This window comes from Krasilnikovia sp. MM14-A1004, from assembly GCF_047159485.1.
In the GTDB taxonomy this organism is placed as follows: Bacteria; Actinomycetota; Actinomycetes; order Mycobacteriales; family Micromonosporaceae; genus Actinoplanes.
Genome location: NZ_AP038773.1, coordinates 632,995 through 657,520, shown reverse-complemented (window position 1 = coordinate 657,520; position 24,526 = coordinate 632,995). Strand labels below are relative to the sequence as shown.

Annotated in this window: 26 protein-coding genes and 2 pseudogenes; 14 read left to right on the top strand and 14 right to left on the bottom strand. The window is 70.6% G+C overall.

What is annotated here, in order from left to right; translation table 11 throughout:
• Nucleotides 1-32 precede the first annotated feature (32 nt).
• A complete protein-coding gene (locus tag ACMCNN_RS03105) occupies nt 33-569 on the top strand; it encodes a hypothetical protein (RefSeq protein ID WP_412744658.1) in 537 nt (178 codons plus the stop codon).
• A 33-nt stretch (nt 570-602) separates the two neighbouring features.
• On the opposite strand, the gene ctaD is transcribed toward ACMCNN_RS03105, so the two are convergent.
• The 4 genes from ctaD to ACMCNN_RS03085 form a co-directional block, all read right to left on the bottom strand.
• On the bottom strand, nt 603-2,264 hold the full coding sequence (gene ctaD / locus ACMCNN_RS03100) for a cytochrome c oxidase subunit I (RefSeq protein ID WP_412747033.1): 1,662 nt from the start codon (nt 2,262-2,264) through the stop codon (nt 603-605).
• Nucleotides 2,265-2,540: 276 nt separating this feature from the next.
• A complete protein-coding gene (locus ACMCNN_RS03095) occupies nt 2,541-2,876 on the bottom strand; it encodes a hypothetical protein (RefSeq protein WP_412747032.1) in 336 nt (111 codons plus the stop codon).
• A 46-nt stretch (nt 2,877-2,922) separates the two neighbouring features.
• Complete coding sequence (locus ACMCNN_RS03090; RefSeq protein ID WP_412744657.1) at nt 2,923-3,570, bottom strand: DUF433 domain-containing protein; 648 nt, start codon at nt 3,568-3,570, stop codon at nt 2,923-2,925.
• Between the two features lie 213 nt (nt 3,571-3,783).
• Nucleotides 3,784-4,002, bottom strand: a complete 219-nt coding sequence (locus ACMCNN_RS03085; protein ID WP_412744656.1) for a helix-turn-helix transcriptional regulator — start codon at nt 4,000-4,002, stop codon at nt 3,784-3,786.
• Between the two features lie 102 nt (nt 4,003-4,104).
• Here ACMCNN_RS03085 and ACMCNN_RS03080 point away from each other — a divergent pair, with 102 nt between their 5' ends.
• On the top strand, nt 4,105-4,317 hold the full coding sequence (locus ACMCNN_RS03080; RefSeq protein WP_412744655.1) for a hypothetical protein: 213 nt from the start codon (nt 4,105-4,107) through the stop codon (nt 4,315-4,317).
• A 10-nt stretch (nt 4,318-4,327) separates the two neighbouring features.
• Here ACMCNN_RS03080 and ACMCNN_RS03075 read toward each other — a convergent pair whose 3' ends face one another.
• Both ACMCNN_RS03075 and ACMCNN_RS03070 read right to left on the bottom strand, forming a co-directional pair.
• On the bottom strand, nt 4,328-4,840 hold the full coding sequence (locus ACMCNN_RS03075) for a GNAT family N-acetyltransferase (RefSeq protein ID WP_412744654.1): 513 nt from the start codon (nt 4,838-4,840) through the stop codon (nt 4,328-4,330).
• A gap of 91 nt (nt 4,841-4,931) precedes the next feature.
• Nucleotides 4,932-5,480 carry a DUF1697 domain-containing protein gene (locus ACMCNN_RS03070; RefSeq protein ID WP_412744653.1) on the bottom strand — a complete coding sequence of 183 codons (549 nt, stop codon included), beginning with the start codon at nt 5,478-5,480 and terminating at the stop codon, nt 4,932-4,934.
• Between the two features lie 90 nt (nt 5,481-5,570).
• Here ACMCNN_RS03070 and ACMCNN_RS03065 point away from each other — a divergent pair, with 90 nt between their 5' ends.
• The gene (locus ACMCNN_RS03065) at nt 5,571-6,152 is read left to right on the top strand and encodes a Uma2 family endonuclease (protein ID WP_412744652.1); all 582 of its coding nucleotides are present in this window, start codon (nt 5,571-5,573) and stop codon (nt 6,150-6,152) included.
• Nucleotides 6,153-6,193: 41 nt separating this feature from the next.
• On the opposite strand, the gene ychF is transcribed toward ACMCNN_RS03065, so the two are convergent.
• Nucleotides 6,194-7,279, bottom strand: coding sequence for a redox-regulated ATPase YchF (ychF, locus tag ACMCNN_RS03060; RefSeq protein WP_412744651.1), 1,086 nt, complete (start codon nt 7,277-7,279; stop codon nt 6,194-6,196).
• A gap of 149 nt (nt 7,280-7,428) precedes the next feature.
• Between ychF and ACMCNN_RS03055 the strand changes: the two genes are divergently transcribed.
• From ACMCNN_RS03055 to ACMCNN_RS03030, 6 genes and pseudogenes are all read left to right on the top strand, one after another.
• Nucleotides 7,429-8,007: a dienelactone hydrolase family protein gene (locus ACMCNN_RS03055; RefSeq protein ID WP_412744650.1), complete on the top strand. Its 579-nt coding sequence runs from the start codon at nt 7,429-7,431 to the stop codon at nt 8,005-8,007.
• Nucleotides 8,008-8,135: 128 nt separating this feature from the next.
• A pseudogene (locus tag ACMCNN_RS03050) lies at nt 8,136-9,156 on the top strand (bifunctional transcriptional activator/DNA repair enzyme AdaA); the annotation flags it as partial.
• A gap of 116 nt (nt 9,157-9,272) precedes the next feature.
• Nucleotides 9,273-9,650: pseudogene (locus ACMCNN_RS03045) on the top strand (DNA-3-methyladenine glycosylase family protein); the annotation flags it as partial.
• Nucleotides 9,647-10,141 (top strand): methylated-DNA--[protein]-cysteine S-methyltransferase, encoded by a 495-nt coding sequence (locus ACMCNN_RS03040; protein ID WP_412744649.1) that lies wholly within the window; start codon nt 9,647-9,649, stop codon nt 10,139-10,141. The pseudogene ACMCNN_RS03045 and the gene ACMCNN_RS03040, both read left to right, overlap by 4 nt.
• 39 nt (nt 10,142-10,180) lie before the next feature.
• The gene (gene valS, locus ACMCNN_RS03035; protein WP_412744648.1) at nt 10,181-12,724 is read left to right on the top strand and encodes a valine--tRNA ligase; all 2,544 of its coding nucleotides are present in this window, start codon (nt 10,181-10,183) and stop codon (nt 12,722-12,724) included.
• Nucleotides 12,725-12,795: 71 nt separating this feature from the next.
• Nucleotides 12,796-13,341, top strand: coding sequence for a hypothetical protein (locus tag ACMCNN_RS03030; RefSeq protein WP_412744647.1), 546 nt, complete (start codon nt 12,796-12,798; stop codon nt 13,339-13,341).
• Nucleotides 13,342-13,550: 209 nt separating this feature from the next.
• Here ACMCNN_RS03030 and ACMCNN_RS03025 read toward each other — a convergent pair whose 3' ends face one another.
• Together ACMCNN_RS03025 and ACMCNN_RS03020 are read right to left on the bottom strand one after the other, a co-directional pair.
• Nucleotides 13,551-14,609 (bottom strand): amidohydrolase family protein, encoded by a 1,059-nt coding sequence (locus tag ACMCNN_RS03025; protein WP_412744646.1) that lies wholly within the window; start codon nt 14,607-14,609, stop codon nt 13,551-13,553.
• A 160-nt stretch (nt 14,610-14,769) separates the two neighbouring features.
• Complete coding sequence (locus ACMCNN_RS03020) at nt 14,770-15,525, bottom strand: hypothetical protein (RefSeq protein WP_412744645.1); 756 nt, start codon at nt 15,523-15,525, stop codon at nt 14,770-14,772.
• Nucleotides 15,526-15,578: 53 nt separating this feature from the next.
• Between ACMCNN_RS03020 and ACMCNN_RS03015 the strand changes: the two genes are divergently transcribed.
• Nucleotides 15,579-16,721: a DNA recombination protein RmuC gene (locus tag ACMCNN_RS03015; RefSeq protein ID WP_412744644.1), complete on the top strand. Its 1,143-nt coding sequence runs from the start codon at nt 15,579-15,581 to the stop codon at nt 16,719-16,721.
• Here the strand turns inward: ACMCNN_RS03015 and ACMCNN_RS03010 are convergent.
• A complete protein-coding gene (locus tag ACMCNN_RS03010) occupies nt 16,718-17,737 on the bottom strand; it encodes a 4-hydroxy-3-methylbut-2-enyl diphosphate reductase (RefSeq protein WP_412744643.1) in 1,020 nt (339 codons plus the stop codon). The genes ACMCNN_RS03015 and ACMCNN_RS03010 overlap by 4 nt on opposite strands.
• 181 nt (nt 17,738-17,918) lie before the next feature.
• Here ACMCNN_RS03010 and ACMCNN_RS03005 point away from each other — a divergent pair, with 181 nt between their 5' ends.
• From ACMCNN_RS03005 to ACMCNN_RS02995, 3 genes are read left to right on the top strand one after another with little or no spacing between them, the layout of a single operon-like run.
• Nucleotides 17,919-18,479, top strand: coding sequence for a hypothetical protein (locus tag ACMCNN_RS03005; RefSeq protein WP_412744642.1), 561 nt, complete (start codon nt 17,919-17,921; stop codon nt 18,477-18,479).
• Between the two features lie 9 nt (nt 18,480-18,488).
• Nucleotides 18,489-19,745, top strand: a complete 1,257-nt coding sequence (gene xseA, locus ACMCNN_RS03000; protein ID WP_412744641.1) for an exodeoxyribonuclease VII large subunit — start codon at nt 18,489-18,491, stop codon at nt 19,743-19,745.
• The gene (locus ACMCNN_RS02995) at nt 19,742-19,945 is read left to right on the top strand and encodes an exodeoxyribonuclease VII small subunit (protein ID WP_412744640.1); all 204 of its coding nucleotides are present in this window, start codon (nt 19,742-19,744) and stop codon (nt 19,943-19,945) included. Before xseA ends, ACMCNN_RS02995 begins: the two co-directional genes overlap by 4 nt.
• 139 nt (nt 19,946-20,084) lie before the next feature.
• Here the strand turns inward: ACMCNN_RS02995 and ACMCNN_RS02990 are convergent, their stop codons facing one another.
• Nucleotides 20,085-20,906 (bottom strand): DUF4245 domain-containing protein, encoded by an 822-nt coding sequence (locus ACMCNN_RS02990; protein WP_412744639.1) that lies wholly within the window; start codon nt 20,904-20,906, stop codon nt 20,085-20,087.
• Nucleotides 20,907-20,953: 47 nt separating this feature from the next.
• On the opposite strand from ACMCNN_RS02990, the gene glpX reads away from it, so the two are divergent.
• Nucleotides 20,954-22,003, top strand: a complete 1,050-nt coding sequence (glpX, locus tag ACMCNN_RS02985; RefSeq protein WP_412744638.1) for a class II fructose-bisphosphatase — start codon at nt 20,954-20,956, stop codon at nt 22,001-22,003.
• Between the two features lie 4 nt (nt 22,004-22,007).
• On the opposite strand, the gene ACMCNN_RS02980 is transcribed toward glpX, so the two are convergent.
• The 3 genes from ACMCNN_RS02980 to ACMCNN_RS02970 all read right to left on the bottom strand — a co-directional run bounded on the left by ACMCNN_RS02980 (nt 22,008) and on the right by ACMCNN_RS02970 (nt 24,286).
• Nucleotides 22,008-22,673, bottom strand: a complete 666-nt coding sequence (locus ACMCNN_RS02980; protein WP_412744637.1) for a rhomboid family intramembrane serine protease — start codon at nt 22,671-22,673, stop codon at nt 22,008-22,010.
• A 47-nt stretch (nt 22,674-22,720) separates the two neighbouring features.
• Nucleotides 22,721-23,485: a S1 family serine peptidase gene (locus ACMCNN_RS02975; protein ID WP_412744636.1), complete on the bottom strand. Its 765-nt coding sequence runs from the start codon at nt 23,483-23,485 to the stop codon at nt 22,721-22,723.
• Nucleotides 23,486-23,581: 96 nt separating this feature from the next.
• Nucleotides 23,582-24,286, bottom strand: coding sequence for a lytic transglycosylase domain-containing protein (locus tag ACMCNN_RS02970; protein ID WP_412744635.1), 705 nt, complete (start codon nt 24,284-24,286; stop codon nt 23,582-23,584).
• Nucleotides 24,287-24,526 lie beyond the last annotated feature (240 nt).

Below are 24,526 nucleotides of genomic sequence, written 5' to 3'. Positions count from 1 at the left end.
TCGGGTAAGTGGGAAAGCACCACGCCCGCAACATGACGAACGTGGCCGTCACGGTCCCGGTGGCCGGGGTCGCGCTCGGCTTGGCAGTCATGTCCAACATCTGGCTGGCCCCACGGGTACTCGATGTCGCCTGCCTCGCCACGGGCTGCGCACCCCGGGCCGTGGCGCTGGCCGGTTGGGCAACGATCGCCGCCGTGCCCGCCACCGTCGGCCTGATCTCGCTGGTGCAGCACCGCATCGACGGATGGCTGTGGTGGCTCACGCTGGCGGCTGCCGTGGTGGTCGCCGCCCCCGGTGTCTGGCTGGGGCTTGCGCACCGCGACGACACCATCACCTGGCTGGCGTTCGGTGCCGCACCCGGACTGGACGCCTACCGCGCCGGTGTCCGCGTGGGCGTACTCGCCGCGGCAGCGGGCGCCATGGCCTTCGCAGCCTGCCGGCTCGTGGAACTGACGACCGGGCCGACGGATACCGTTCGATATCGCGCATCGGTCATCGCGGGGCGGGTGATGATCGGGCTGGCCACCGTGGGAAGTCTGATCGCGGTGGTGGTCTGGCACCCAGAATGATCACCAGGCCGGGTCACGGCCATGGGAGCCCCATCAATCGGTGGACTCGGGGTACCGGGCGCCGCCGTCCGACGCGCTGGTGAGCGGCTTCGCGCCGCCCTCCGGCGGCCCAGCCGCCGACTGCCTGCCCGCGGCCAGTTCCGGAAACTTCGCGTCGAACGCGGGGCGCTCCGAGCGGATCCGCGGCATCCGATCGAAGTTGCGCAACGGCGGCGGGCAGGACGTCGCCCATTCCAATGAGTTGCCGTGACCCCACGGGTCGGCCACGGTCACGATCCGGCCGTACCGGTAGGACTTCCACACGTTGTAGAGGAACGGCAGGGTGGCGGCACCGAGCACGAACGAGCCGACCGTCGACACCATGTTCAGCACGGTGAAGCCGTCGCCGGCCTGATAGTCCGCGTACCGGCGGGGCATGCCCTCGGCACCGAGCCAGTGCTGCACCAGAAATGTGGTGTGGAACCCGAGGAACGTCAGCCAGAAATGCACCTTGCCCAACCGGTCGTCGAGCATCCGCCCGAACATCTTCGGGAACCAGAAGTAGACCCCGGCGAAGACCGCGAACACGATCGTGCCGAACAGTACGTAGTGGAAATGCGCCACGACGAAGTACGAGTCGGTGACGTGGAAGTCGATCGGCGGCGCGGCCAACAGCACCCCGGTGAGTCCCCCCAGCAGGAACGTCACCATGAACCCGAGCGCGAACATCATCGGCGTCTCGAAACTGAGCTGGCCGCGCCACATCGTGCCGATCCACACGAAGAACTTCATGCCGGTCGGCACCGCGATGAGGAAACTCAGGAAGCTGAAGAACGGCAACAGCACCTGCCCCGTGGCGAACATGTGGTGCGCCCACACGCTCATCGACAGTGCCGCGATCAGCAGGGTCGCGGCCACCAGTCCCTTGTAGCCGAACAGCGGCTTACGGCTGAACACGGGAATGACCTCGGTGATGATGCCGAAGAACGGCAGGGCCACGATGTACACCTCGGGATGCCCGAAGAACCAGAACAGGTGCTGCCACAGCAGCGGGCCGCCGGTCGCCGGGTCGTACACATGCGCGCCGAGGATGCGATCGGCGGCCAGTGCGAACAACGTGGCCGCCAGGAACGGGAACACCAGAGCGACCAGCAGGCTGGTGACCATGATGTTCCAGGTGAAGATCGGCATCCGGAACATCGTCATGCCGGGCGCGCGCAGGGTCAGGATCGTGGTCAGCATGTTGACCGCGCCCAGGATGGTGCCGAGCCCGGACAGGGCCACACCCATGATCCACATGTTGCCGCCCACGCCGGGCGAGTTCATCCCATCGCTCAACGGCGCGTAAGCGGTCCAGCCGAAGTCCGCCGCACCGCCCGGCGTGATGAACCCGCCGAGCGCGAGGAGACCACCGAACAGATACAACCAGTATGCGAACGCGTTGAGCCGGGGAAACGCCACGTCGGGTGCCCCGATCTGCAACGGCACCACGAAGTTGGCGAACGCGAACACGATCGGGGTGGCGAAGAACAGCAGCATGATCGTGCCGTGCATGGTGACCAGCTGGTTGTACTGCTCCGGGGAGAGGAACTGCATCCCCGGCCGGGCCAGCTCGGCGCGCATGAGCATCGCCATGAACCCGCCCACCACGAAGAACCCGAACGACGTGGCGAGATACAGGATGCCGATCTGCTTCGCGTCGGTGGTGCGCAGCATGGCCGCGAGGAAGGAGCCGCGGGGCGTACGCCGCACGGGATTCGGCCACGGGCGGACGGGCTGCGGCTGGGCCGGACGGGGCACGACGGCGGCCACGGCGACCTCCACGGGAGTCGATGCCGTACTTGAAAGCCGTACGGACGACGACGTTACGCCGTGACGCTCATCGATGCAGCGACGAGAATCCACACTGTGCCGAAAAGCGAGCTTGCGGAGCCGTGCCCCATCAGCATGGCCCGCGACCAGACAACTGACCACCTTCCCGCAGAAGTCCGTTCAGCCGATCCGCTTGCGCCTCGGCGGGCCAAACTCATGAACGACGAAGAACCCCACGCGCCGATCACGTGCATGCTGATGTATCACTCGTCGATGTGCATCAAATCGGGCGGCCTTTGCCACAGCGGACAGATTGGCACTATCGAGGCAGTGCACACACCCGCGGTGGCGCTCGAGAAGCTCGCGGACCACAGGCTGCGTGGAGATTCGCTCGTCCTGCGTAAGAAGCGACCACCCACGGCTGAGGCCATGATCAATCCACACATCGTCGCCGACGTCTTGGGCATCGTTGGGGAAGTGATCGCCGATGACGTGGACGACCCAGCCCCACTCCACCAACAGCGCCGGCGCCCGCCGGCCGAGACACCGGTCCGCGAAGAACTCAGGCGGCAACTCGGATGAGCGCTTCGACTTGCTCAACACTCAACCCGTATTCGTCAGCGACGACCTCGACGGTCTCTCCACCCCGCCACATGCCCAGCACGGCATCGACAGGCACCTTTGCTGGTTCCACAATCGGCGCTCCCCAGGCGAATTGCGGATCGATGACGACTTGCGCGACAGCGGGATCGTAGCGGCGAAGCACCAGACGCTGCGCGAATCCGTCGTTACCCCAGCTGACGTACTTCAGATAGTCCTCGACCACGCCGCGGATAGGGATCTGGCGGTCGGCTGCGCGAGCTAGCTCGTCGCTGTCCAGGTAGTGGATGAAGACGTCGATGCCGTCCGTAGCAATCCGACGGGTGGCCAAGCCGTATTCAGTGCCGAACTCTGAACGGATCTCCGCGGCAGCCGCCCCGACTGCTCGGCGGGACAGACCAAGGTCACGGAGCGCTCGCAGTACATACGCCTCAACCAGCGCGATGAAGGGTACCGACGGCCAGCCCCTCTTCTCGGGCCTGACACTGTGGACAAGCGGAGGCCTGCCATCCTCCGGGCGCAGCCACCGGCTCATCGTCCGCTCGGGTATCTGCAGGTGGGTTGCCGCTTCGTACGGCGTGAGCAGAGGAACGGTGAACTTGTCGACCATGTTCCCTCCCCCGTCACGGACCTCGATCGGACTCCCTGCAGGGTAGCGAATCCCGAAGGATCGGGAGTGCCCGTGCGGACGTTGATCAGCTGAACGTTGGAACAGATCTCGACCATGCCGCCGGCAGGCAGGACGTCGTTGCTGCCGTTCGTGCGTACCTTGACTGCAGCCATCGCACCGGCCGCCGCCGGGTCGCCGAAGCGGACCGGCCGACTACTCCCCCTCGGGCTCCTCTGCCAGATCGGCTCGATGCTGCCGGATCCACCCCTCGACGTCCTCGACCAGCCACACCGAGCCGCTCGGCAGGTCGTCGAAGCTGTCTGGGAAGCCCTTCATCTTGGAAAGGACATACGCCCGCTGCCGGGTGACGCCGAGCCGGTCAGCAATGTCCCCAGTGGTGTAAAGCCTCCCCTTCGCACCCACCTCGATCACGCTAGGTAGGTCGGTAGTTTACCGATGGAGTTTGCCTGAAGAGTTTACCTATGACAACGTCATGTGTAGTCTATCCGCCGAAGAAGGCGGCGGGAGGTCACGGTGGTCGAGCATGTCGAAGAACGACCGAGCTGGGATTGCCGGGCCTGCGGCAAGCCCTGGCCGTGCGACCCGGCTCGGGAGAATCTGGCCGCCGAGCTGTCCCCGACCGCGCTCAGGATCAACATGTGGACGCGGCTGGAGGTGGCCATCCAGGACCTCCCACCCAGCCCAGCCGAGGAGATGTTCGACCGCTTTCTCCGCTGGACCGGCTGAATGGGGCGGCTCAATGACTCCACTCGTCCGCGCGGATGGCGAACTGCACGTAGTGCGTCGGAACGCCAAGAAACTCGCCGTCGGCGCCGACACCGGTTTCGCGTAGTCCCAGCCGCCGGAGAATGCGGATCGAACGCTGGTTGGCTTCGAGGGCCTCGGCCCAGATTTCCTGCAGCCCCAGTTCGACGAAGCCATACCGAAGCCCCGCGGCGGCGGCCCCACGCCCGAGTCCTCGACCCCAGAGATTGCGTACGCCGATCACAAAGCCGAGCTCGCGCCGCGCAGGTTCGTCGCCCTGGAAGGCCACATAGCCGACGAGGTCGCTTCCCGAGCACGCACCGAGGCGGATGAGGTCATGCGGTGGGGTCTCGATGAGCCGGCGCTGAAAGCGTTCGTACTCGTGTGCCGGTAGGCCCGGAGTCCACTCCGCTTCCCGGCAGAACTGCGGATCCGAGGCCCATCCAGCGATGACGGCGGCATCCTGCGGGGTGAGAACCCGCAGCGTGACAGCAGGTCCGTACACGTCCCGATCCTAGGCGCGCCACCCGCCCGCGCACTCAGCGATGACCGTCCGCGCTCGCCCCGGGTCGCTGCGAATCGAGAGCCGCGTCGGCTCACCCGCTGGCAGAGCGCCGAATCTCGGCGGACATCTCCACGAGGGTGCGGATGGTGTCCGCGTTGCGCGCGGTTGCGACGACACCGAGACGGCGTTCGATCACGTGGTTGCCGAGCTTCGCCGCGTGAAACCCGGTGGCGTACCGCATCCAGGCGTTGCGCCCATGAAAGGCGATCTCGTCGCCCGACCATTCGGCGGCCACCATGGCCCGTGCCGTGCCAACGTCGTGCTCGTCATCCCACATCGACAGGTGTACCCGACGCGGATCTTCAGTCGGCCAGGGACACGCATGGAGCAGGTCGGCGAGGGCGGAGGACGTGCGTATGACGACGGGGATATCCAAGCCGGTGCCGTCGGCTATCAGCTTCCGAATCAGGGCGGCCAGCCCCGGAACCGGCGAGGCGACTACGAGGTTGCCGGACTGGAGGTAATGACGGACCGGTGAGCCGGTGGCCTCGGCTAGCCGCTCGGCGAGCGGACGCTGTGGCACCTTGTTGCGCGCCCCCAGGTTGACCCCCCGCAAGAACGCCGCTGCTGCCTGCGCCATGCCACCATCCTGCACCAAGCTGATCAGCAACAGCAGAAGGAGTCATCGCAGCATGCCAGAGCAGCCGTTACCGGCTGCTACGGTGGCGGCATGACTGCGGTGCCCGAGTGGATGCGGCCACCTCGCCCCGAGGGGTGGTACTCCGAGGACCTCGACAAGCTCGCCGAGGCACCGCGCCACACCGAACTGATCGATGGAGCGCTCGTCTTCATGATGTCTCCCCAGCGGGTCTGGCACGCCCGGATGATCACCGCACTGGTGAACTCCTTGACGGATCAGGCACCGGCAGGCATCGAGGTCGACCGGGAAATCACGATTCGGCTCGACCAGTGGAACCGTCCCGAGCCCGATCTCCTGGTCACAATGGCGCCTTACGATCCGTCCCGCACCTTCTACACGCCCGAAGAGACTCTGCTGGTCGTGGAGGTGGTCTCGCCGGAGTCGGCGCACCGCGACCGCAACGTCAAGCTGCGCAAGTACGCAGAAGCCGGGATCGCGAACTACTGGCGCGTCGAGGACGTGGATGGATCACCGGTGGTCCACGCCTACGAACTCGACGGGCCCACCCGGGCGTACGTGGCGACCGGGATCCACCGCCACGAGCTGCGTATCACCACGCCGTTCCCGATCAAGCTCGATCTGGATGGGCTGGTGCCCGGCCGAAAGAGCTGAGCCGGGCGCCGATCTCCGCCAGAGGCCGAGCCGCAACAGCACTACACGTTGAAGCGGAACTCGACCACGTCGCCGTCGCGCATGACGTAGTCCTTGCCCTCCATCCGCACCTTGCCCGCGCTCTTGGCCGCTGCCATCGACCCGGCCGCCATCAGGTCGTCGAAGCTCACGATCTCGGCCTTGATGAAGCCCCGCTGGAAGTCGCTGTGGATAACCCCCGCGGCCTCCGGGGCGGTGGCGCCGACCGGGATCACCCACGCCCGGGCCTCCTTCGGCCCGGCCGTCAGGTACGTCTGCAGGCCCAGCGTCGCGAACCCCACGCGGATGAGCTGGTGCAGGCCGGGCTCGGTCTGACCGGTGGACTGGAGCAGCTCCAGCGCCTCGTCCTCCGGCAGGTCGATCAGCTCCGACTCGATCTTCGCGTCCATGAAGACCGCCTCGGCGGGCGCCACGAGCGCCCGCAGCTCGTCGAGGAACGCGGCGTTGCCCAGCTCCGCCTCGTCAACGTTGAACACGTACAGAAATGGCTTGGTGGTGAGCAGGTGCAGCTCGGCCAGCAGGCCGAGGTCGATGCCGGCGCCCGCCGCGCCCTGGTAGAGGGTCACCCCCTCGTCGAGCAGCTTGGCCGCGGCTTCGGCGGCCGCGACCACCGGGGCGCGGTCCTTCTTGAGCTTGGCTTCCTTCTGCAGCCGGGGCAGCGCCTTCTCCAGCGTCTGCAGGTCGGCGAGGAGCAGCTCGGTGTTGATCGTCTCGATGTCGTCGGCCGGGGACACCTTGCCGTCGACGTGCAGCACGTTCGGGTCGGAGAAGGCGCGCACCACCTGGCAGATCGCGGACGCGTCGCGGATGTTGGCGAGGAACGCGTTGCCCCGGCCCTGACCCTTGGACGCGCCGCGGACCAGGCCGGCGATGTCGACGAAGCTCACCGGCGCGGGGAGGATCTTCTCGCTGCCGAAGAGTCCGGCGAGCTGCTGGAGCCTGTCGTCGGGCAGCCCGACCACGCCGACGTTGGGCTCGATCGTGGCGAACGGGTAGTTCGCGGCAAGCACGTCGTTCTTGGTCAGGGCGTTGAACAGGGTGCTCTTGCCGACGTTGGGCAGGCCGACGATTCCGATGGTGAGGCTCACGACCGGCCAGTCTACTGACCCCTCAGCTGCGGATTGCGCGGAGTTGGCAGCCATCCCACCCAGCCCCGATTGTCAATCCAGGTTGACACAATCCACAGGCGCGAAAGCAGGCACCGATATTGTCGGGGGAACCCGGCATCATCGGCGGCATGACCGAGATCCTGCTGTTCCATCACGCTCAAGGGCTGACTCCGGGGGTGCGCGGCTTCGCCGACACGCTGCGGGGCGCAGGCCACACCGTCCACCTGCCTGATCTGTACGCGGGGCGCGTCTTCGACAAGCTCGACGACGGTGTCGCCCACGCAGGCGACATCGGCTTCGGCGAGATCATCGAGCGCGGCCGCCGGGCCGCCGATCCCCTGCCCCCCGATCTCGTGTACGTGGGCTTCTCGCTGGGCGTCCTGCCCGCGCAGGCCCTGGCCCAGTCCCGTCCGGGCGCCCGTGGCGCGGTGCTGTGCCACGCCTGCGTGCCACCGGCCGAGTTCGGCGGCGACTGGCCCGCCGGGGTTCCGGTGCAGATCCACGGCATGGACGCGGATCCCTACTTCGCCGGTGAGGGTGACCTCGACGCGGCTCGCGCACTGGTGGCGTCCACGCCGGACGCCGAGCTGTTCGTCTATCCCGGCGACCGGCATCTGTTCGCCGACTCCAGCCTGCCGGATTTCGACCCGGACGCGGCGGCCCTGCTGACCGAGCGGCTGCTGCATTTCCTCGGCCAGTACGGCTGATCGGCCCGCCCGTGGTGACGTCACCCCCGGGCGGTCGTCGCGCCCGCGTGTGTGCGGCGCCGCGTCCGGCGTCGCCATGTCCGAAAGCCGCCAGCCGGGCGGCCGTGGCGCGGGGCAGACTCGACGGCATGGAGCTGGACTTCGAGCGGTGTTATCGGGCCGTCGACAGCCGCGACCAGCGGTTCGACGGCTGGTTCTACACCGCGGTCAAGACGACCGGGATCTACTGTCGGCCATCCTGCCCCGCCCTCACCCCGAAACGCGCAAACGTCGCGTTCTACCCCAGCGCGGCCGCCGCCCAGCGCAACGGCTTCCGCGCCTGCCGCCGCTGCCGGCCCGACGCCGCACCCGGCTCACCCGAGTGGGACGTGCGCGCCGATGTGGTGGGCCGGGCGATGCGGCTCATCTCCGACGGTGTCGTCGACCGCGAGGGGGTGCCGGGCCTGGCCGGCCGGCTGGGTTACACCGAGCGCCACCTGCACCGGATGCTCACCGCGGAGCTGGGCGCTGGCCCGCTCGCGCTGGCTCGTGCGCAGCGTGCACAGACCGCCCGCATCCTCATCGAGACCACCGAGCTGGGCTTGGCGGACATCGCGTTCGCGGCGGGCTTCGGCAGCGTCCGCCAGTTCAACGACACGATCCTGGAGGTGTACGCCCAGCCGCCCAGCGCGCTGCGCTCACGGCGCCCGGCCACGATCGCCGGCGCGGGCACGATCACGGTCCGGCTGGCGTACCGGGCTCCGTTGCACGCCGAGGCGCTGCTCGGGTTCCTCGCCGCCCGGGCCCTGCCGGAGGTGGAGGAGTGCGACGGGCGGACGTACCGGCGGGGGCTGAGCCTGCCGCACGGGGTCGCCACGGTCGCGCTGACCCCGGCCGACCGGTGGATCTCGGCCACCCTCACGCTGGCCGACGTGCGTGACCTGGCGCCGGCCGTGGCCCGCTGCCGCCGCCTGCTGGACCTGGACGCAGACCCGGTGGCAGTGGACTCCACCTTGGCCGCGGACCCGGCACTGCGCGCGGCGGTGCAGGCGGAGCCGGGTGTCCGGGTGCCCCGAGCGGTGGACGGCTTCGAGATGGCCGTCCGCGCAATCGTGGGGCAGCAGGTCAGCGTCCGCTCCGCGCGCACCACCCTCACCCATCTCCTCTCCTACACCGCCCCGGTCCCCGGCCCCGACCACGACCACGACCACGACCACGACCACGACCACGACCACGACCACGACCACGACCACGACCATGGCGATCATGGCGATCATGAGAAGCGCTTGCGGGCCTTTCCCGACGCCGCGGTGGTGGCCGGGCTGCCCGATGAGGCGTTCCGGATGCCGGGGGCGCGGCGCGAGAGCATCCGCGCGCTCGCCCGGACCGTCGCCGACGGCGAACTGGATCTCGATCCCGGCGCCGACCGGACCGCGACCGTCGGCCGGCTCACCGAGCTGCCCGGCGTCGGCGCCTGGACGGCGGGCTACGTGACCATGCGGGCGATCGGCGACCCTGACGTCTTGCTCCCCACCGACCTGGCGGCCCGGCGCGGCGCCCACGCGCTCGGCCTGCCCGACTCCCCCACCGCCCTGGCCGCGCACGCAGAGCGCTGGCGGCCCTGGCGTTCCTACGCTCTGATTCGACTCTGGAGGTCGGCATGATGCGACACAGCACGATGGACACTCCCGCCGGTCCGTTCACGGCAGTGGTGAGCGGCGACGGTGCGGTCCGCGCCGCCGGCTTCACCGCCGATGTGGCCGCGCTGATGCTGCTCGTACACCCGGATCTGGCCGGGGAAACGCGGCCCGCCACCGACCTCGGCGCGGTGAGCGCCGCGGTCCGGCGCTACCTCGACGGCGACCTGGCCGCGCTGGACGACGTGGCCGTGGAGCAGCGGACCGGCGGGGCGTTCATGGCGCATGCGTGGCAGGTCATGCGCGAGATCAAGCCGGGCGCCCCGGTGACCTACGCACTGTTCGCGGAGCTGGCCGGGCGGCCCGCCGCGGTGCGCGCCGCGGCCGCGGCCTGCGCCCGCAACCCTGTCGCGCTGTTCGTGCCGTGCCACCGGGTGCTGCGCACCGACGGCACGCTCGGCGGCTACCGCTGGGGCCTCGACGTGAAGACCTGGCTGCTGGAGCACGAACGGCATTAATGGAGGTACGGCGGGCGCGCGCGGCCTTAGCATCGGCCCATGACTGATACGGGAAAGACCGCGCGCGCCGGTCTCCCCGAGCGACCGTCGCTGGACGGCCTCGAGGAGAAGTGGTCGCGCCGCTGGCAGGAGGAGGGCACGTACGCGTTCGACCGCTCGAAGGAGCGCTCGGACGTATACGCGATCGACACCCCTCCGCCGACCGTATCGGGCGAGCTGCACATGGGGCACGTCTTCTCGTACACGCACACCGACACTGTCGCCCGGTTCCAGCGGATGCGCGGTAAGACCGTGTTCTACCCCATGGGTTGGGACGACAACGGGCTGCCCACGGAACGCCGCGTGCAGAACGTGTACGGCGTGCGCTGCGACCCGGCGCTGCCGTACGAGCCCGGGTGGCAGCCGCCGGCCACCCCGCCCAAGCCGCCGGTGCCGATCTCGCGGCTCAACTTCGTGGAGCTGTGCGAGCGGCTCACCGCCGAGGACGAGCAGGCGTTCGAGGCGCTGTGGCGGCGTCTCGGGCTGTCCGTCGACTGGTCGATGACGTACACGACGATCGGGGACACGGCGCGGGCCGTGTCGCAGCGCATGTTCCTGGCGAACCTGGCGCGTGGGGAGGCGTACACGGCGGAGGCACCGACGCTGTGGGACGTGGGCTTCCAGACCGCGGTCGCGCAGGCCGAGCTGGAGGACCGGGAGCGGCCCGGTGCCTTCCACCGGTTGCGCTTCCACGGCCCGGACGGGCCGGTCGAGATCGACACGACCCGGCCGGAACTGCTGGCAGCCTGCGTCGCACTGGTCTGCCATCCGACCGACGATCGGTACGCCGCGCTGGTCGGCCGTACGGTGCGGACCCCGTTCTTCGACGTCGACGTGCCGGTGCACGCGCACGCCATGGCGGCGCCGGACAAGGGTACGGGCATCGCGATGGTCTGCACGTTCGGCGACCTGACAGACGTGATCTGGTGGCGTGACCTGCAACTGGACACGCGCGTGGTGATCGGCCGGGACGGGCGGTTCGTGCCGGAGCGCCCGCACGGGGTCCCGCAGGTGGCGTACGAGGAGTTCGCGGGGCTGACGGTGCCCGCGGCCCGCCGGGAGATCGTCCGACTGCTGCAGGAGTCCGGCGATCTCGTCGGCGAGCCGCGGCCGGTCACCCATCCCGTGAAGTTCTACGAGAACGGGGACGCGCCTCTGGAGATCGTCACCAGCCGCCAGTGGTTCATCCGCAACGGCGGACGCGACCAGGACCTGCGCGAGCAGATGCTGGCGCAGGGCCGCGCGCTGCGCTGGATTCCGCAGCACATGGCGCACCGCTACGAGCACTGGGTGAACGGGCTGACCGGCGACTGGCTGATCAGCCGGCAGCGGTTCTTCGGCGTGCCGATCCCCGTCTGGTACCGGCTCGACGACGCTGGCGGGCCGGACTACGAGAAGCTTCTCATACCGGACGATTCGGCGCTGCCGGTTGACCCGTCCTCGGACTGTCCACCCGGCTTCGAGCCCGGCCAGCGTGACGTGCCGGGCGGGTTCACCGCCGACCCGGACGTCATGGACACGTGGGCCACCTCGTCGCTGACCCCGCAGATCGTCACCGGCTGGAGCGTCGACGAGGACCTGCACCGGCGCACGTACCCGATGGACCTGCGCCCGCAGGGCCAGGAGATCATCCGCACCTGGCTGTTCTCCTCGGTGGTGCGGGCCCACCTGTCCACCGGCACCCTGCCCTGGCACACCGCTGTGCTCTCCGGCTGGATCCTCGACCCGGACCGCAAGAAGATGTCGAAGTCCAAGGGCAACGTCGTCACCCCGATGGCGCTGCTGGAGCAGAACGGCTCCGACGCGGTCCGGTACTGGGCGGCCAACGGGCGACCCGGCACGGACCTCGCGTTCGACGCCGCCCAGATCAAGATCGGGCGGCGGCTGGCCACCAAGCTGCTCAACGCGTCGAAGTTCGCGCTCGGGCTCGGCGCGGCGGACGCGCTGCGGCGGCCGGTGACCGCGGAACTGGACCGGGCGGTACTGGCCCGGCTGGCCGCGGTGACCGGCGAGGTGACCGCGGCGTTCGACGCGTACCAGCACACCGACGCGCTGCAGGCGGCCGAGGCGTTCTTCTGGACGTTCTGCGACGACTACATCGAGCTGGTCAAGGACCGCGCGTACGGGCAGGGCCCGGCCGCCGAGTCGGCCCGGGCTGCCCTGGCGGCAGGGCTGTCCGTGCAGTTGCGGCTGTTCGCGCCGTTCCTGCCGTACGTGACAGAGGAGGTGTGGTCGTGGTGGCGGTACGGCTCGGTGCACACGTCGACCTGGCCCACGACGTACGAGCTGACCCGGGTCGCACCCGAGGGTGACGCGGGTCTGCTGGATCTGGCCGGGGAGGCGCTGCGTCAGATCCGCCGTGCCAAGAGCGACCGGAAGCTGTCCATGAAGGCGGAGGTGCCGCTGGCCGAGGCGCTCGGTCCCGCGGCGATGCTGGACCGGCTCGCCCGCATCGAGGGTGACCTGAAGGCGGCCGGCAAGATCGGCAAACTGGACCGGCTGCCCGACCGTACGCCGGAACTGGTCATCGCCTGCGCGTTCTGATCCGGGGAACGGACGCGGTCGGCTCGGCCGACCGCGTCCGCGGCCCGCCCGGCCACGGCAGTATGGAAGGCATGTCGACCGTGCCCGATCAGGTCGAGGCGCCGGCGGGGGATGCGGTGCTGTTCCGTTCGTCGCCCGCGCGGACCTTCCTGACGCTGTTCGCCGTCCTGACGGTCACGTACGTCGCCGCCGCGCTCGTGGTCGACGCGGTCGCCGGTGGGCAGAGCGACCCGTGGTGGTCGACCCTGCTCCAGGGCGTGGTGATCGCACTGCTGGTCGCGGGCGGCTACACGGCCTGCGCGCGGGCGGCCCTGACCACCTGGGTACGGATCTCCGCGGGCGGCCTGGAGCTGGCCGCCCAGGGCAGTGATCCGGTGCTGCTGGCCTGGGACGACATCGCCGCCGTGTCGATACGCCGCAGCGGCATGCGCACCGTGCTCGACGTGACCCCGGTGGACCTGGACCGGGTACACCCGGTCGCGGGCGAAGGGCCGGGCTGGCCCACGATGCGCGACACCCCGGCGGGTGCGGCGTTCACCGCCGACCTGACCCAGGTGTGGCCCGGTCCGCGCGCGCTTCGCCGGGAACTCGACCGCCGCCTGCCCATCCACACCTGAGCCCGGGACCGGAGCGTCCGCTCGCGGAGGCTGCCCGGGCTCCCGCGCCGCCACCCGCGAATCGGAGCGGAGCCGGTCGCCCGCCGCGCCGCCGCCGGCGGGAGGTCGGGCGGGACGGACTCGTCCCGAGGTGAGGCGGGAAGGGCTCAGCCCGCGGTGAGGCGGGAAGGGCTCAGCCCGAGGTGTGGCGGGACGGGCTCGGCCCGCTGTCAGGCTCGGCGGGAGCGCTGCACCCGGCCGCGCAGGATGATCGCGCTGGGATGCGCGAGAACCCGCGGGTCGAGGGTGGGGTCGGTGTCGTAGACGACCAGGTCCGCGGGTGCGCCGTCGACCAGTCCCGGCAGTCCGAGCCAGGACCGCGCCGTCCAGGATGCGCCCCCGATCGCGGCCTCGGGCGTCATCCCGCCGCGGATGAGCCAGTCCACCTCTGTCGCGATCGTGCCGCAGGGATAGCTGTCCGTCCCGGCCAGGACCGTGACGCCGGCGTCCACGGCGGCGCGGACGGTGTCCAGTGTCTGTTCGCAGCCCTTCAGCGCCCATTCGCGGAGCGGGCTGGGCTCGCGCTTGCGCACCTCCGGGAGCTTGTCCTGGAAGACGGTCAGCGTGGGGACGAACGCCGTGCCATTGCGGACCATGTGGTCGATCAGGTCCTCTTCGAGGAACCAGCCATGCTCCAGGCTGTCGACGCCGGCCAGCACCGCGTTACGGGTGCCCTGCGCGGTCTGGCAGTGCGTGGCCACCCGTCCACCGATGGCGTGGACGGCTTTCACGACCTCACACAGGAGATCGAACGGCAGCGGCGGATAGTCGAAGCCCCAGTCGGCGTGGATCTTGCACCATCCGGACGCGGCGGTGGCCTCCTCCACCGCGGCGGCCACCAGCTCCTGTTCGGTGACATCGCGCCCGTACCCCTTCACGAACCGGTTCGGGGTCGCCAGCCAGCGCCCGGCCGAGCGCACTCGGGGAAGGTCGGGATCGGCCTCGACCCAGTCGGGGATGCGGCCCGCGGTGCCGGGCGTACGGATCAGCAGCACGCCCGCCTCGCGGTGGTCCACCAGGTGCTTGCGCAGGACCTCCTCGTCGAACGGATCCTCCGGTGTGTCCGTGCTGCCCGGGTGCGTGTGGACGTCGACCAGCCCCGGCACGATCCAGCCGCCGTCGACGATCAGGTCACCACCGGGCACCGGATCGGTACGCAGGCGGTCGCCGTCGATCCAGAACGTCCGTTCCTCCCGCTCGGGCAGAACGACACCACGCACCTTGAACACGAACAGCCCCCTACCGTGTGGCCTTGCAGGGGTCCCATGACTGCCCGCAACATCGACGAACATAGCGGCCCGCCGCCACCGCGGGGACGCGAGGCGGCACGCACGACGCCGTTCGCGACCATCAGATCGCGCCGGGCCGGGCAGTCCCGTTCGCGCCGTACTAGAAGTCGCCGCCGAAATCGCCGCCGCCGAAGTCTCCGCCCCAGTCGCCGCCGCCGAAGTCTCCGGCGTCGCTGATGCCGGCGTCGTTGTCGCCGGCCGCGAACCCGTCCGCGAAGCCCTCCTGGTAGCCCATGTCGCCGAACCCGGCATCCCCGAATCCGGGCGAGAACAGCGCATCGAAGATCAACATTCCGCCGAGGACCCCGGCGCCGGCGCCGAGCGCGGTCTTCCACACCGGCGTCGAGTACCAGCCGGACGGCACGGGACGGCCCTGCACCTGCCCGCCGGGGTAGTAGTACGGCGTGTCCGGCCCCGGTCGCGGCCCGGCCTTGTAGTGCTGCCCCTGCACGGTGACCTCGCGGTCGCTGGTCAGCTGCCCGGCGCCCGCGGCCCCGGCCAGCGCCGGCAGCTCGGGGCCCGGATCCAGACCCATGGCGACCCGTGCGGCCCGCACGTAGGCCAGGCCCTCCAGGGCGCTCTCCCGCGCCAGTTCGAACTGCCGCACCGAGGTGGCCTGCTGGAGTTGACCGCCCGCCGCGTTGTACCGCTCCCCCGCGTCGGCCAGCGCCTGCCGGGCCGCGGGATCGTCGCCGTGCAGGTTCATCACCTGGCCGCCGAGGCGCTCGTACCAGCGCTGGGCGTCGGCCCGGGCGTCGGCGAGGCGCTGCTGCTCGCGGGACACGGAGCCGTGCCGCCAGGCGACAACGACGGCGATGAGCAGCAGAACCACTATCACCAGCAGAAACACCTTCATGTGTCCAAGCTACCCTCGCCTGTCGCGTCGTACCCCTCTGGCAAGCTCCAGGCGTGACCGTCTCGACCGTGGCCGTGGTGATCGTCTGTCTGGCAGTGGGTGCCGCACTGGGCTGGCTGGCCGCCCGGCTGCGCGCCGCCGCCGACATCGCCCGTCTGGAGGCCACCGTGCAGGCGGGCCGCGAGGGCGAGCAGCGCCTGGAGCAGTCGATGCGGGCTCTGTCCTACGAGGCCACCGCCCAGTCGCAGGAGGCGGTGGCGCGGGCCGTGGCGCCGCTGCACGAGGCGCTGCGCCGCTATGAGCAGCGCATCGGCGAGCTGGAACGCGACAGGGTCGACGCGTACGCGGAACTGCGCGAGCAGGTCAGGTCGATGGGCGCGGTCTCCGGCGAGCTGCGCACCGAGACCAAGCAGCTGGTCGCCGCGCTGCGGGCGCCGCAGGTGCGGGGGCGCTGGGGCGAGCACCAGCTGCGCCGCATCGTGGAGGCGGCGGGGCTGCTGGAGCACTGCGACTTCGCCGAGCAGGTCACCGCCGCCACGGATCAGCAGGGGGTCCGCCCCGACCTGGTGGTGCGGCTGCACGGTGGGCGCAGCGTGGTGGTGGACGCGAAGGCGCCGTTCGACGCGTACCTGTCCGCAATGGAGGCCCGCGACGAGCGGACCCGTGACGGCCACCTCGACCGGCACGCCCGCCACCTGCGCGCGCACGTGGATGCGCTGGCGGCCAAGGCGTATTGGACGGCGTTCGCGCAGACGCCGGAGTTCGTGGTGCTGTTCGTGCCCGCGGACCCGTTCCTGGACGCGGCGCTGCAACGCGACCCGGCGCTGATGGAGCACGCGTTCAGCCGCAACGTCGTGCTGGCCACCCCGGCGACGCTGGTCGCGCTGCTGCGTACGGTGGCGTACTCGTGGCGGCAGGAGGCGCTGGCCCGCAACGCGGTCGTGGTGCACGAACTGGCCCGCGAACTGTACGGGCGACTGGCCACGCTGGGCGAGCATGTGGGGCGCCTCGGCGGGGCACTGGGCGGGGCGGTGACCGCGTACAACCGGGCGGTGGGGTCGCTGGAGGGGCGGGTGCTGGTCAGCGCCCGCAAGCTGGCCGAGTTGGGGGTCAGCGACGATCAGTTGGCCACCCCCGCGCAGGTGGAGGTGACTCCGCGCCAGCCCCAGGCACCGGAGCTGGTCGACGGCTACTAACCCCGCGCGGCGGCGGCCTTCATGTCGCGGCGCAGCTCCTGCGGCAGCGAGAAGGTGAGCCGTTCCTCCGCGGTGGTGTACTCGGTGACCTCGCCGAAGCCACGCTCCGCCAGGTGCGCGAGGACCTCCATGACCAGGTCCTCCGGGACGCTGGCGCCGGACGAGACACCCACCGTGGTGGCGCCCTCCAGCCACTCGTCGCGGATCTCGGAGGCGTAGTCGACCAGGTGCCCGGCGCGCGCCCCGGCGTCCAGGGCCACCTCGACCAGGCGGACGGAGTTCGACGAGTTCGTCGAGCCGACCACGATCACCACGTCACAGGACGGGGCGATCTCCTTGACCACGTGCTGGCGGTTCTGCGTGGCGTAGCAGATGTCGTCGCTGGGCGGGGACTGCAACAGCGGCAGCCGGGTCTTGAGCCGGGCCACGGTCTCCATCGTCTCGTCCACCGACAGCGTGGTCTGCGACAGCCAGACCACCTTCTCCGGGTCCCGTACGGTGACCTTGTCGACCCCGTCCGGGCCGTCGACGAGCTGGATGTGCGCGGGGGCCTCTCCGGCGGTGCCGACGACCTCCTCGTGCCCCTCGTGGCCGATGAGCAGGATGTCGTAGTCCTCTGCCGCGTACCGCTTGGCCTCGTGGTGGACCTTGGTGACCAGCGGGCAGGTCGCGTCGATCGCCTTGAGGTTGCGGGCCTTGGCCTGCTCGTGCACCTCGGGGGCGACGCCGTGCGCGGAGAAGACGACGATCGAGCCCTCGGGGACCTCCTCGTTCTCCTCCACGAAGATCGCGCCGCGGGCCTCCAGCGTGCTGACCACGTGCTTGTTGTGCACGATCTGCTTGCGGACGTAGACCGGCGCGCCGTACAGCTTCAGCGCCTCCTCGACGGTCTGCACCGCGCGGTCGACGCCCGCGCAGTACCCCCTCGGCCTGGCCAGGAGCACGCGCTTACGGGTCTCGGTCACCCGGCCATGGTACGTGCCCGCATCAGCCACCGCCCCCGCTGCGACCCCCACCACTCCCGTCCGGCACCCACATGCTGACGGTCACCGGACCGTGACGCAGCCTGTCAGCGCGACGCTGACCCACGATGGCGATCACCGCGCCCGGTACCCGACTGCTCACCGCCTGCGAGGGCGTTGCCCGCTGCGCCCGCCCACGCCGCACGTTGATGATCGTCCGGGGCATACTCGTGCGATGCGACAGCGCCTGTGGCTCCGGATCGCCGCCGTGATTCCCGTACTGGTCGGGGCGTGCACCCTGGTCGGCGGCCTGACCTGGCTGCTGCTGAACCTGCACAGCCCGAAGCCCGTCCTGGACGTCGCGATCGGCCTGGTGCTGACCGCGGGTGGTCTGGTGCTGCTCATGCCGCATCGGGCCCGGCTGCCAGTGGCGCCCACCGCGATCGCCGCGGCGGCCGCCGGACTGGTCGGGACGGCGGCCGGGATGGCGATATCGGCGTCACAGACGTGGGGCGGCACCTACGGGTACGGCTACCAGACGACCCGCGGCTGGCCGTTCCGGTGGCTGGCCCGGGGCGCGCTCGCGGACGACCCGGCGACCGCCGAGCGGGTGGCCGACGCCCAATCCTGGCAGGTCGACGTGCTGTCGCTGGCGGCGAATCTGCTGGTCTGGTCGTACGTGGGGCTGCTGGCGGCCGGTGCCGTGGTGGCCGTGCGGCGGACGCTGGCCGCGCGTCGCGCCGCCGTGGCAGAGCCCGGCCGCGCCGCCACCGAGGATGTCAGACCTCTTCCGTAGGCTGACCGGGTGACCCAGCCGGAGCAGCAGACCCCGGAGCAGCAGACCCCGGAGCAGCAGAAGAGCACGGCCGACGAGCCGTGGCCGGTCCGGGTGGTCAGTCAGAAGATCGGCGCCTGGGTCGCCAAGCTCGGCTGGGTGTGGGTGGACGGGCAGGTGGCCCAGATCAGCCGCCGTCCCGGCGCCAGCGTGGTGTTCCTGACCCTGCGTGACCCCTCGGCCGACCTCAGCCTCACCGTCACCACCCACCGCGACGTGCTGGACGCGGGCGCACCCGAGCTGGCCGAGGGCGCGCGGGTGACGCTGCACGCCAAGCCCGAGTTCTACCCGGCCCGGGGCTCGCTGAGCCTGCGCGCCGACGAGATCCGGCAGGTCGGCCTCGGCGAGCTGCTGGCCCGGCTGGAGCGCCTCAAACGGCTGCTGGCCGCCGAGGGCCTGTTCGCCCGCGAACGCAAGCGACGCCTGCCGTTCCTCCCCCGGCGCATCGGCCTGATCACCGGCCGGGCCTCGGCCGCCGAGCGCGACGTGCTGATGAACACGCGGCGCCGCTGGCCGTCGGTGGACTTCCGGGTGATCAACGTGGCGGTGCAGGGGCCGACCGCGGTTCCGCAGATCATCGACGCGCTCGCGGTGCTGGACAGCGACGAGACGGTCGACGTGATCGTGCTGGCCCGGGGTGGCGGTGGCGTGGAGGATCTGCTGCCGTTCTCCGACGAGGCGCTGTGCCGGGCCGTGTTCGCCGCGCGTACCCCGGTGGTCAGCGCGATCGGTCACGAGACGGACGCACCGTTGGTCGACTACGTCGCCGACGTGCGCGCCTCCACCCCGACCGACGCCGCGAAGCGCATCGTGCCGGACCTGGCGGAGGAGACGCGGCTCATCGAGCACGCCCGGTACCGCCTCGACCGGGCGATCGGCACGATGCTCGACCGGGAGGCGCAGCGGCTGCAGGCATGGCGCTCGCGGCCCGCGCTGGCCCGCCCGGAGGCGCTGATCGACCAGCGGGCCGCCGACGTGGCAGCGCTGCGGGACCGCGCCGCCCGCTGCGTCGACCACCGGCTGCGCCGGGCCGACGACGAGCTGCGGCACACCCTCGCGCGGCTGCGCGCGCTGTCGCCCGCGGCCACGCTGCAGCGCGGCTACGCGATCGTTCAGCGCGCCGACGGCCACGTCGTCCGCGCGGCCACCGAGGTGGGCCCGGAAGACCTTCTTCGGGTACGGCTCGCGGAGGGCGAGCTGCAGGCGAGCGTACGGGAGACCCGGTGACCGACGAGACGTTGAGCTACGAGCAGGCGCGTACCGAGCTGGCCTCGGTGGTGGAACGCCTGGAGCAGGGCGGCAGCTCGCTGGAGGAGGCGCTGGCGCTGTGGGAGCGGGGCGAGCAGCTGGCCGACGTGTGCCAGCGCTGGCTCGACGGGGCCCGGCAGCGCATCGACGCCGCCAGGGCCGCCCGCGCGCAGGAGTGAGCCCGCCGCCCGGCGAGCTTCCGGCAGCTGGGCGGACAAGCACAGCGGCGCGCGAGCCAGCAGGTGAGCGACGGACGCGGGCGATCTGACGACGGACGTGGCCAGCCCCCCCCAACAGGTAACCGGCAGACTCGGGTGATCAGGACAGGGAGGCGGCCAACGCCTCCAGGTGGCGGGTGTCCGCCTCGCCCAGGACGATCACGGAGCGGTTCTTCTCCAGCAGCACCAGGGCCCGGGTGTCCTCCCCCGCCGAGTACCGCTGCCAGGCCCGACCCGCGTTCTGATACGAGCCGTGCGGGGCGAGGGTGCGCCCGAGTTCGCGCGGCAGCAGGGTCTCCGCCGGCACGCTGCTCTCGATCAGCTGGACCGGGGCTTTGCCGGGAGCGACGTACCCGAGCCGCAGGGTCGCCCCGGTGGCCTCGTGCCGCCACGTCGCGCTGGCCACGTGCCAGTCGTCGCCCAGCCCGCGCGGCTCGGCCACCGGGAACAGGTTGGCCGCCTGCGCCTGCTGGATGGTCGGCCTGGGGTCGATGGACGTCGGGGCGTCACCGTTGAGTACAACGCGGTAGAAGACCAGCACCAGCGCGATCGGCACCAGCAGGACGGCCAGCGACACGATCATGTCGCGCGGCGGCCGCTCGGCACTGCCACGTCGCGCGGGCCCAGCCGAAACCGCGGGCCCAGCCGGAACCGCGGGCCCAGCCGGAACGCCGCCTGCCGGACCACCCGTCGGACTGCTGCCTGCCGAAGCGCCGGCCGGGGCGCGGTCCGTCGCCGCGCGGCCTGCCGAAACGTCGGCGGGGTCCGCCGTGGCAGCGTCGGCGGCGGGCGGGGCGGCGGCTGCCGGGTCAGGGCTGACGGGGCTGGCGGGTTCCACGTACCCATCCTGACTGATCGCCAGTCGCGGGCCCCACCCGGTGTTAATCAAGTCGCTGCGGCGGGACTTTGCGTAGCCGCCCATGACAGGATCGGTGAACCCACACCCGCAGTGTCGCGAGGAGGCCCGCAGTGACTGTTGCCCGCGTTCCGCAGGATCTCGACCGGAACATCGCCCTCGACCTGGTCCGCGTAACGGAGGCCGCCGCGATGGCGGCCGGCCGCTGGGTGGGCCGTGGCGACAAGGAGGGCGGCGACGGCGCGGCCGTCGACGCGATGCGCAAGCTCATCAACTCGATTCAGATGAGCGGTGTCGTGGTGATCGGCGAGGGCGAGAAGGACCACGCCCCGATGCTGTACAACGGCGAGCGGGTCGGCGACGGCACCGGGCCGGAGGTGGATGTCGCGGTCGACCCGATCGACGGGACGACGCTGATGAGCAAGGGCATGCCGGGCGCGGTCGCGGTGCTGGCGGTCGCCGAGCGCGGCGCGATGTTCGACCCCAGCGCGGTGTTCTACATGGAGAAGATCGCGGTCGGCCCGGACTGCGCGGACGTCATCGACATCAACGCGGGCACCGCGGAGAATCTGCGCCGCATCGCCAAGGCGAAGCGCTCCAGCGTCTCCGACGTGACGGTGTGCATCCTCGACCGGCCCCGGCACCAGAAGCTGGTCGAGGAGGTCCGCGCCGCGGGCGCCCAGATCAAGTTCATCTCCGACGGCGACATCGCCGGGGCGATCTCGGCGGCGCGCCACGAGTCGGACGTCGACGTGCTCATGGGCATCGGCGGTACCCCGGAGGGCATCACCGCGGCGTGCGCGCTGAAGTGTCTGGGCGGCATGATCCAGGCGAAGTTGTGGCCGATGGACGACTCGGAGCGGGAGAAGGCCATCGCGGGCGGCCACGACCTGGACCGGGTGCTGACCACGGACGATCTGGTCACGGGCGACAACTGCTTCTTCGTGGCGACCGGGGTGACCTCGGGCGACCTGCTGCGCGGCGTGCGGTACCGGGCGGGCGGGGCGCACACCCAGTCGATCGTCATGCGCAGCAAGAGCGGCACGATCCGGGTGATCGACTCGTACCACCGGCTGGAGAAGCTGTCGTTGTACTCGGCTGTCGACTTCGACGGTCACCTGCCGACCGTGCCGACGGCACCGGGCGACACAGCCCTGATCTGACCGCTCAGAGATCCGTCAGCGTGGTGGTGGTCGGGTCGTACGCCGCCGGGACCGGGCGGGGCCGCTTGCGGCGGAACACGATCGCGGCGATGACCCCGCCGATCAGACCGAGCAGGTGGCCCTGCCAGGAGATCGGCTGGTCGGTGGGGAGCACGTTGTAGAGCTGGTACCAGTACAGCAGGCCGATGAAGGCGGCCACGCCCAGGTTCCACCAGCTGCGCTCGACGAAGCCGCGGGCGAACAGCAGCCCGAGGTAGCCGAAGATGACCCCGCTGGCGCCGACCACCACGCTGTCGGGGTCGCCGATGAACCACACCCCGAGGCCGCTGACCAGCATGATCAGCAGGGTCGACCAGATGAAGCGCTTGGTACCGGCGGCCAGCACGAACGTGCCCACGAGGATCAGCGGCACGGCGTTGCCGTACAGGTGGTCCCAGCTGGCGTGCAGGAACGGGCTGAACACGACGCCGTCGAGCCCGTCGAGGCGGTGCGGGATGATGCCGCCCGCCATGTCGAGCCGCCCCTTGCCGAGCGCGATGTCGAGGGCCTCGATGAGGAAGAGCACCGGAATCAGCGCGCACATGGCGACGAACGCCCGGCCGAGCGAAGCGTAGAAGGCCTCGGTGCCGAACTTCGCCGCCTCGTCCTCACGCGTCTCGAGGTAACTCACGGTTCCCAGTGTTCCAGGCGGCCGCTAGCCCGCCAACACGCTGCGTACTAGCCGAGCTTGCGGCTGGCCGCCCGGATCGCCGCCTGGAACGTGGAGACCTGCGTATAGACGCCCGGATATCCCTTGCGGGCGCATCCGACCCCCCAGCTGACGATCCCGGTCTGCACCCAGCCGTCGCGCCCGGTACGCCGGACCATGGGGCCGCCGGAGTCGCCCTGGCAGGTGTCGACGCCGGGCGCTCCGGCGCAGAGGGACTCCTCGGCGACCAGTTCGACCCCCACCTTCCGGTACGCGGCCGCGCAGGTGGCGTCCGGCACGACCGGCACGGTGGCGTACCGCAGACGGCGTTGCTGCACCGGGTTGGTCTCGCTGGTCTGTCCCCAGCCGAGGATGGTCTGGGTGCCGCCGTCGGCGCCCCGGCTGAGCGGCAGGACGGGCAGCTTGAGCGCCCGATCGAGCTTGATGACGGCCCAGTCGTCGCCGTTCACCTCCCCGTGGAATCCCGTGGCGCGGATCACCGTGACCGAGCGGGCGAGGAGGGCGTTGGGGGACTTGAGGTCGGCGACGCCGGCGATCACGCGGATGCTGCTGTCCGGCCCGGTGCCGGCGACGCAGTGGCCCGCGGTGAGCACGACGCGAGGTGCGGTCAACGCGCCGCCACAGCCCATGGAGAGGCGGACCATCCAGGGGAACATCCCGTCCGGCGCGAGTCTGCCGCCGACCACCGCGTGGACCGGCTGCGCGCCGCCACCGGCGTGAGCCGGTACGGCAGTCGTGGTCAGCGGCGCCACGAGGACGCCGCACAGAATCACGGAAAAGACATTCCGGACCATGCGGTCATTTGATCATCCCTGGAACGCAATGCGGGGGTACGCGCCGAACGCGTACCCCCGCATTGCGGAGAATTCTCAGTACCAGCCGGTGTTCTCCGAGTGGTTCCACGCCCCACACGGGGTGTTGTAGCGACCCTCGATGTAGTTGAGACCCCACTTGATCTGGGTCGCCGGGTTGTCTTCCCAGTCGTCGGCGATCGACGCCATCTTCTTGCCCGGCAGGGCCTGCGGGATGCCGTACGCACCGGAGCCCGAGTTGCGGGCGTGGTGGTTCCAGCCGCTCTCACGCTTGAAGAGCTTGTCGAGGCAGGGGAACTGGTCGATCTTGAAGCCCGCTTCGAGCATCAGCGCGCACCCGATGGCGCGGTTGCCGCTGAACTCGTCGCAGGAGGCCGGGATGTCACCGGGGTACGGCACCGTGCCGCCGTCGCCGGAGTCGGACGACTTCTGCTCCGCCGCCTTCTTCGCCTGCTCGGCCTTGGCGATCGCCTTCTTCTCCAGCGCCCGCGCCTTGCCGGCCGCGGCCTTGGCCTCGGTGGCCGCCTTCGCCGCGGCATCGTCCTCGGCCTGGCGCTGCCACGCCCGGGCCGCGGCATGCTCGGCGTGTCGTTCCTTCAGCAGCTGCATCTCGTCCGCGTCGGCCTGGACGACGAGTTGCGCTTCGGCACTGCGCTGCTGGACCGCCCGGTCCTGTCCGAGGTAGACGCCACCGATCACGCCCAGAACGAGCAGACCCACGGAGGCCACACGGACACCGACCCGGCTCCAGAGCCGATTCACGAAGTATCCCTTCGTCGGGGGCAATGACGCGGCGCGGGCCTCGCCGGAAATCCGGCATCGGTCCGCGCCGTGAGCACCGCGACCCCTGCGGGCCGAGACCTCGACCTGCTTCGATCGAAGGGATGTGGGCTGCGTCGATGTCCGACGAGCACCCATCCGGTGGTACTCGCCGAACACCATCGCGCACGGTGAAGTCGATGTGAAACAGTGGCGCGCCGTTGTGAAATGGATCACATAGCT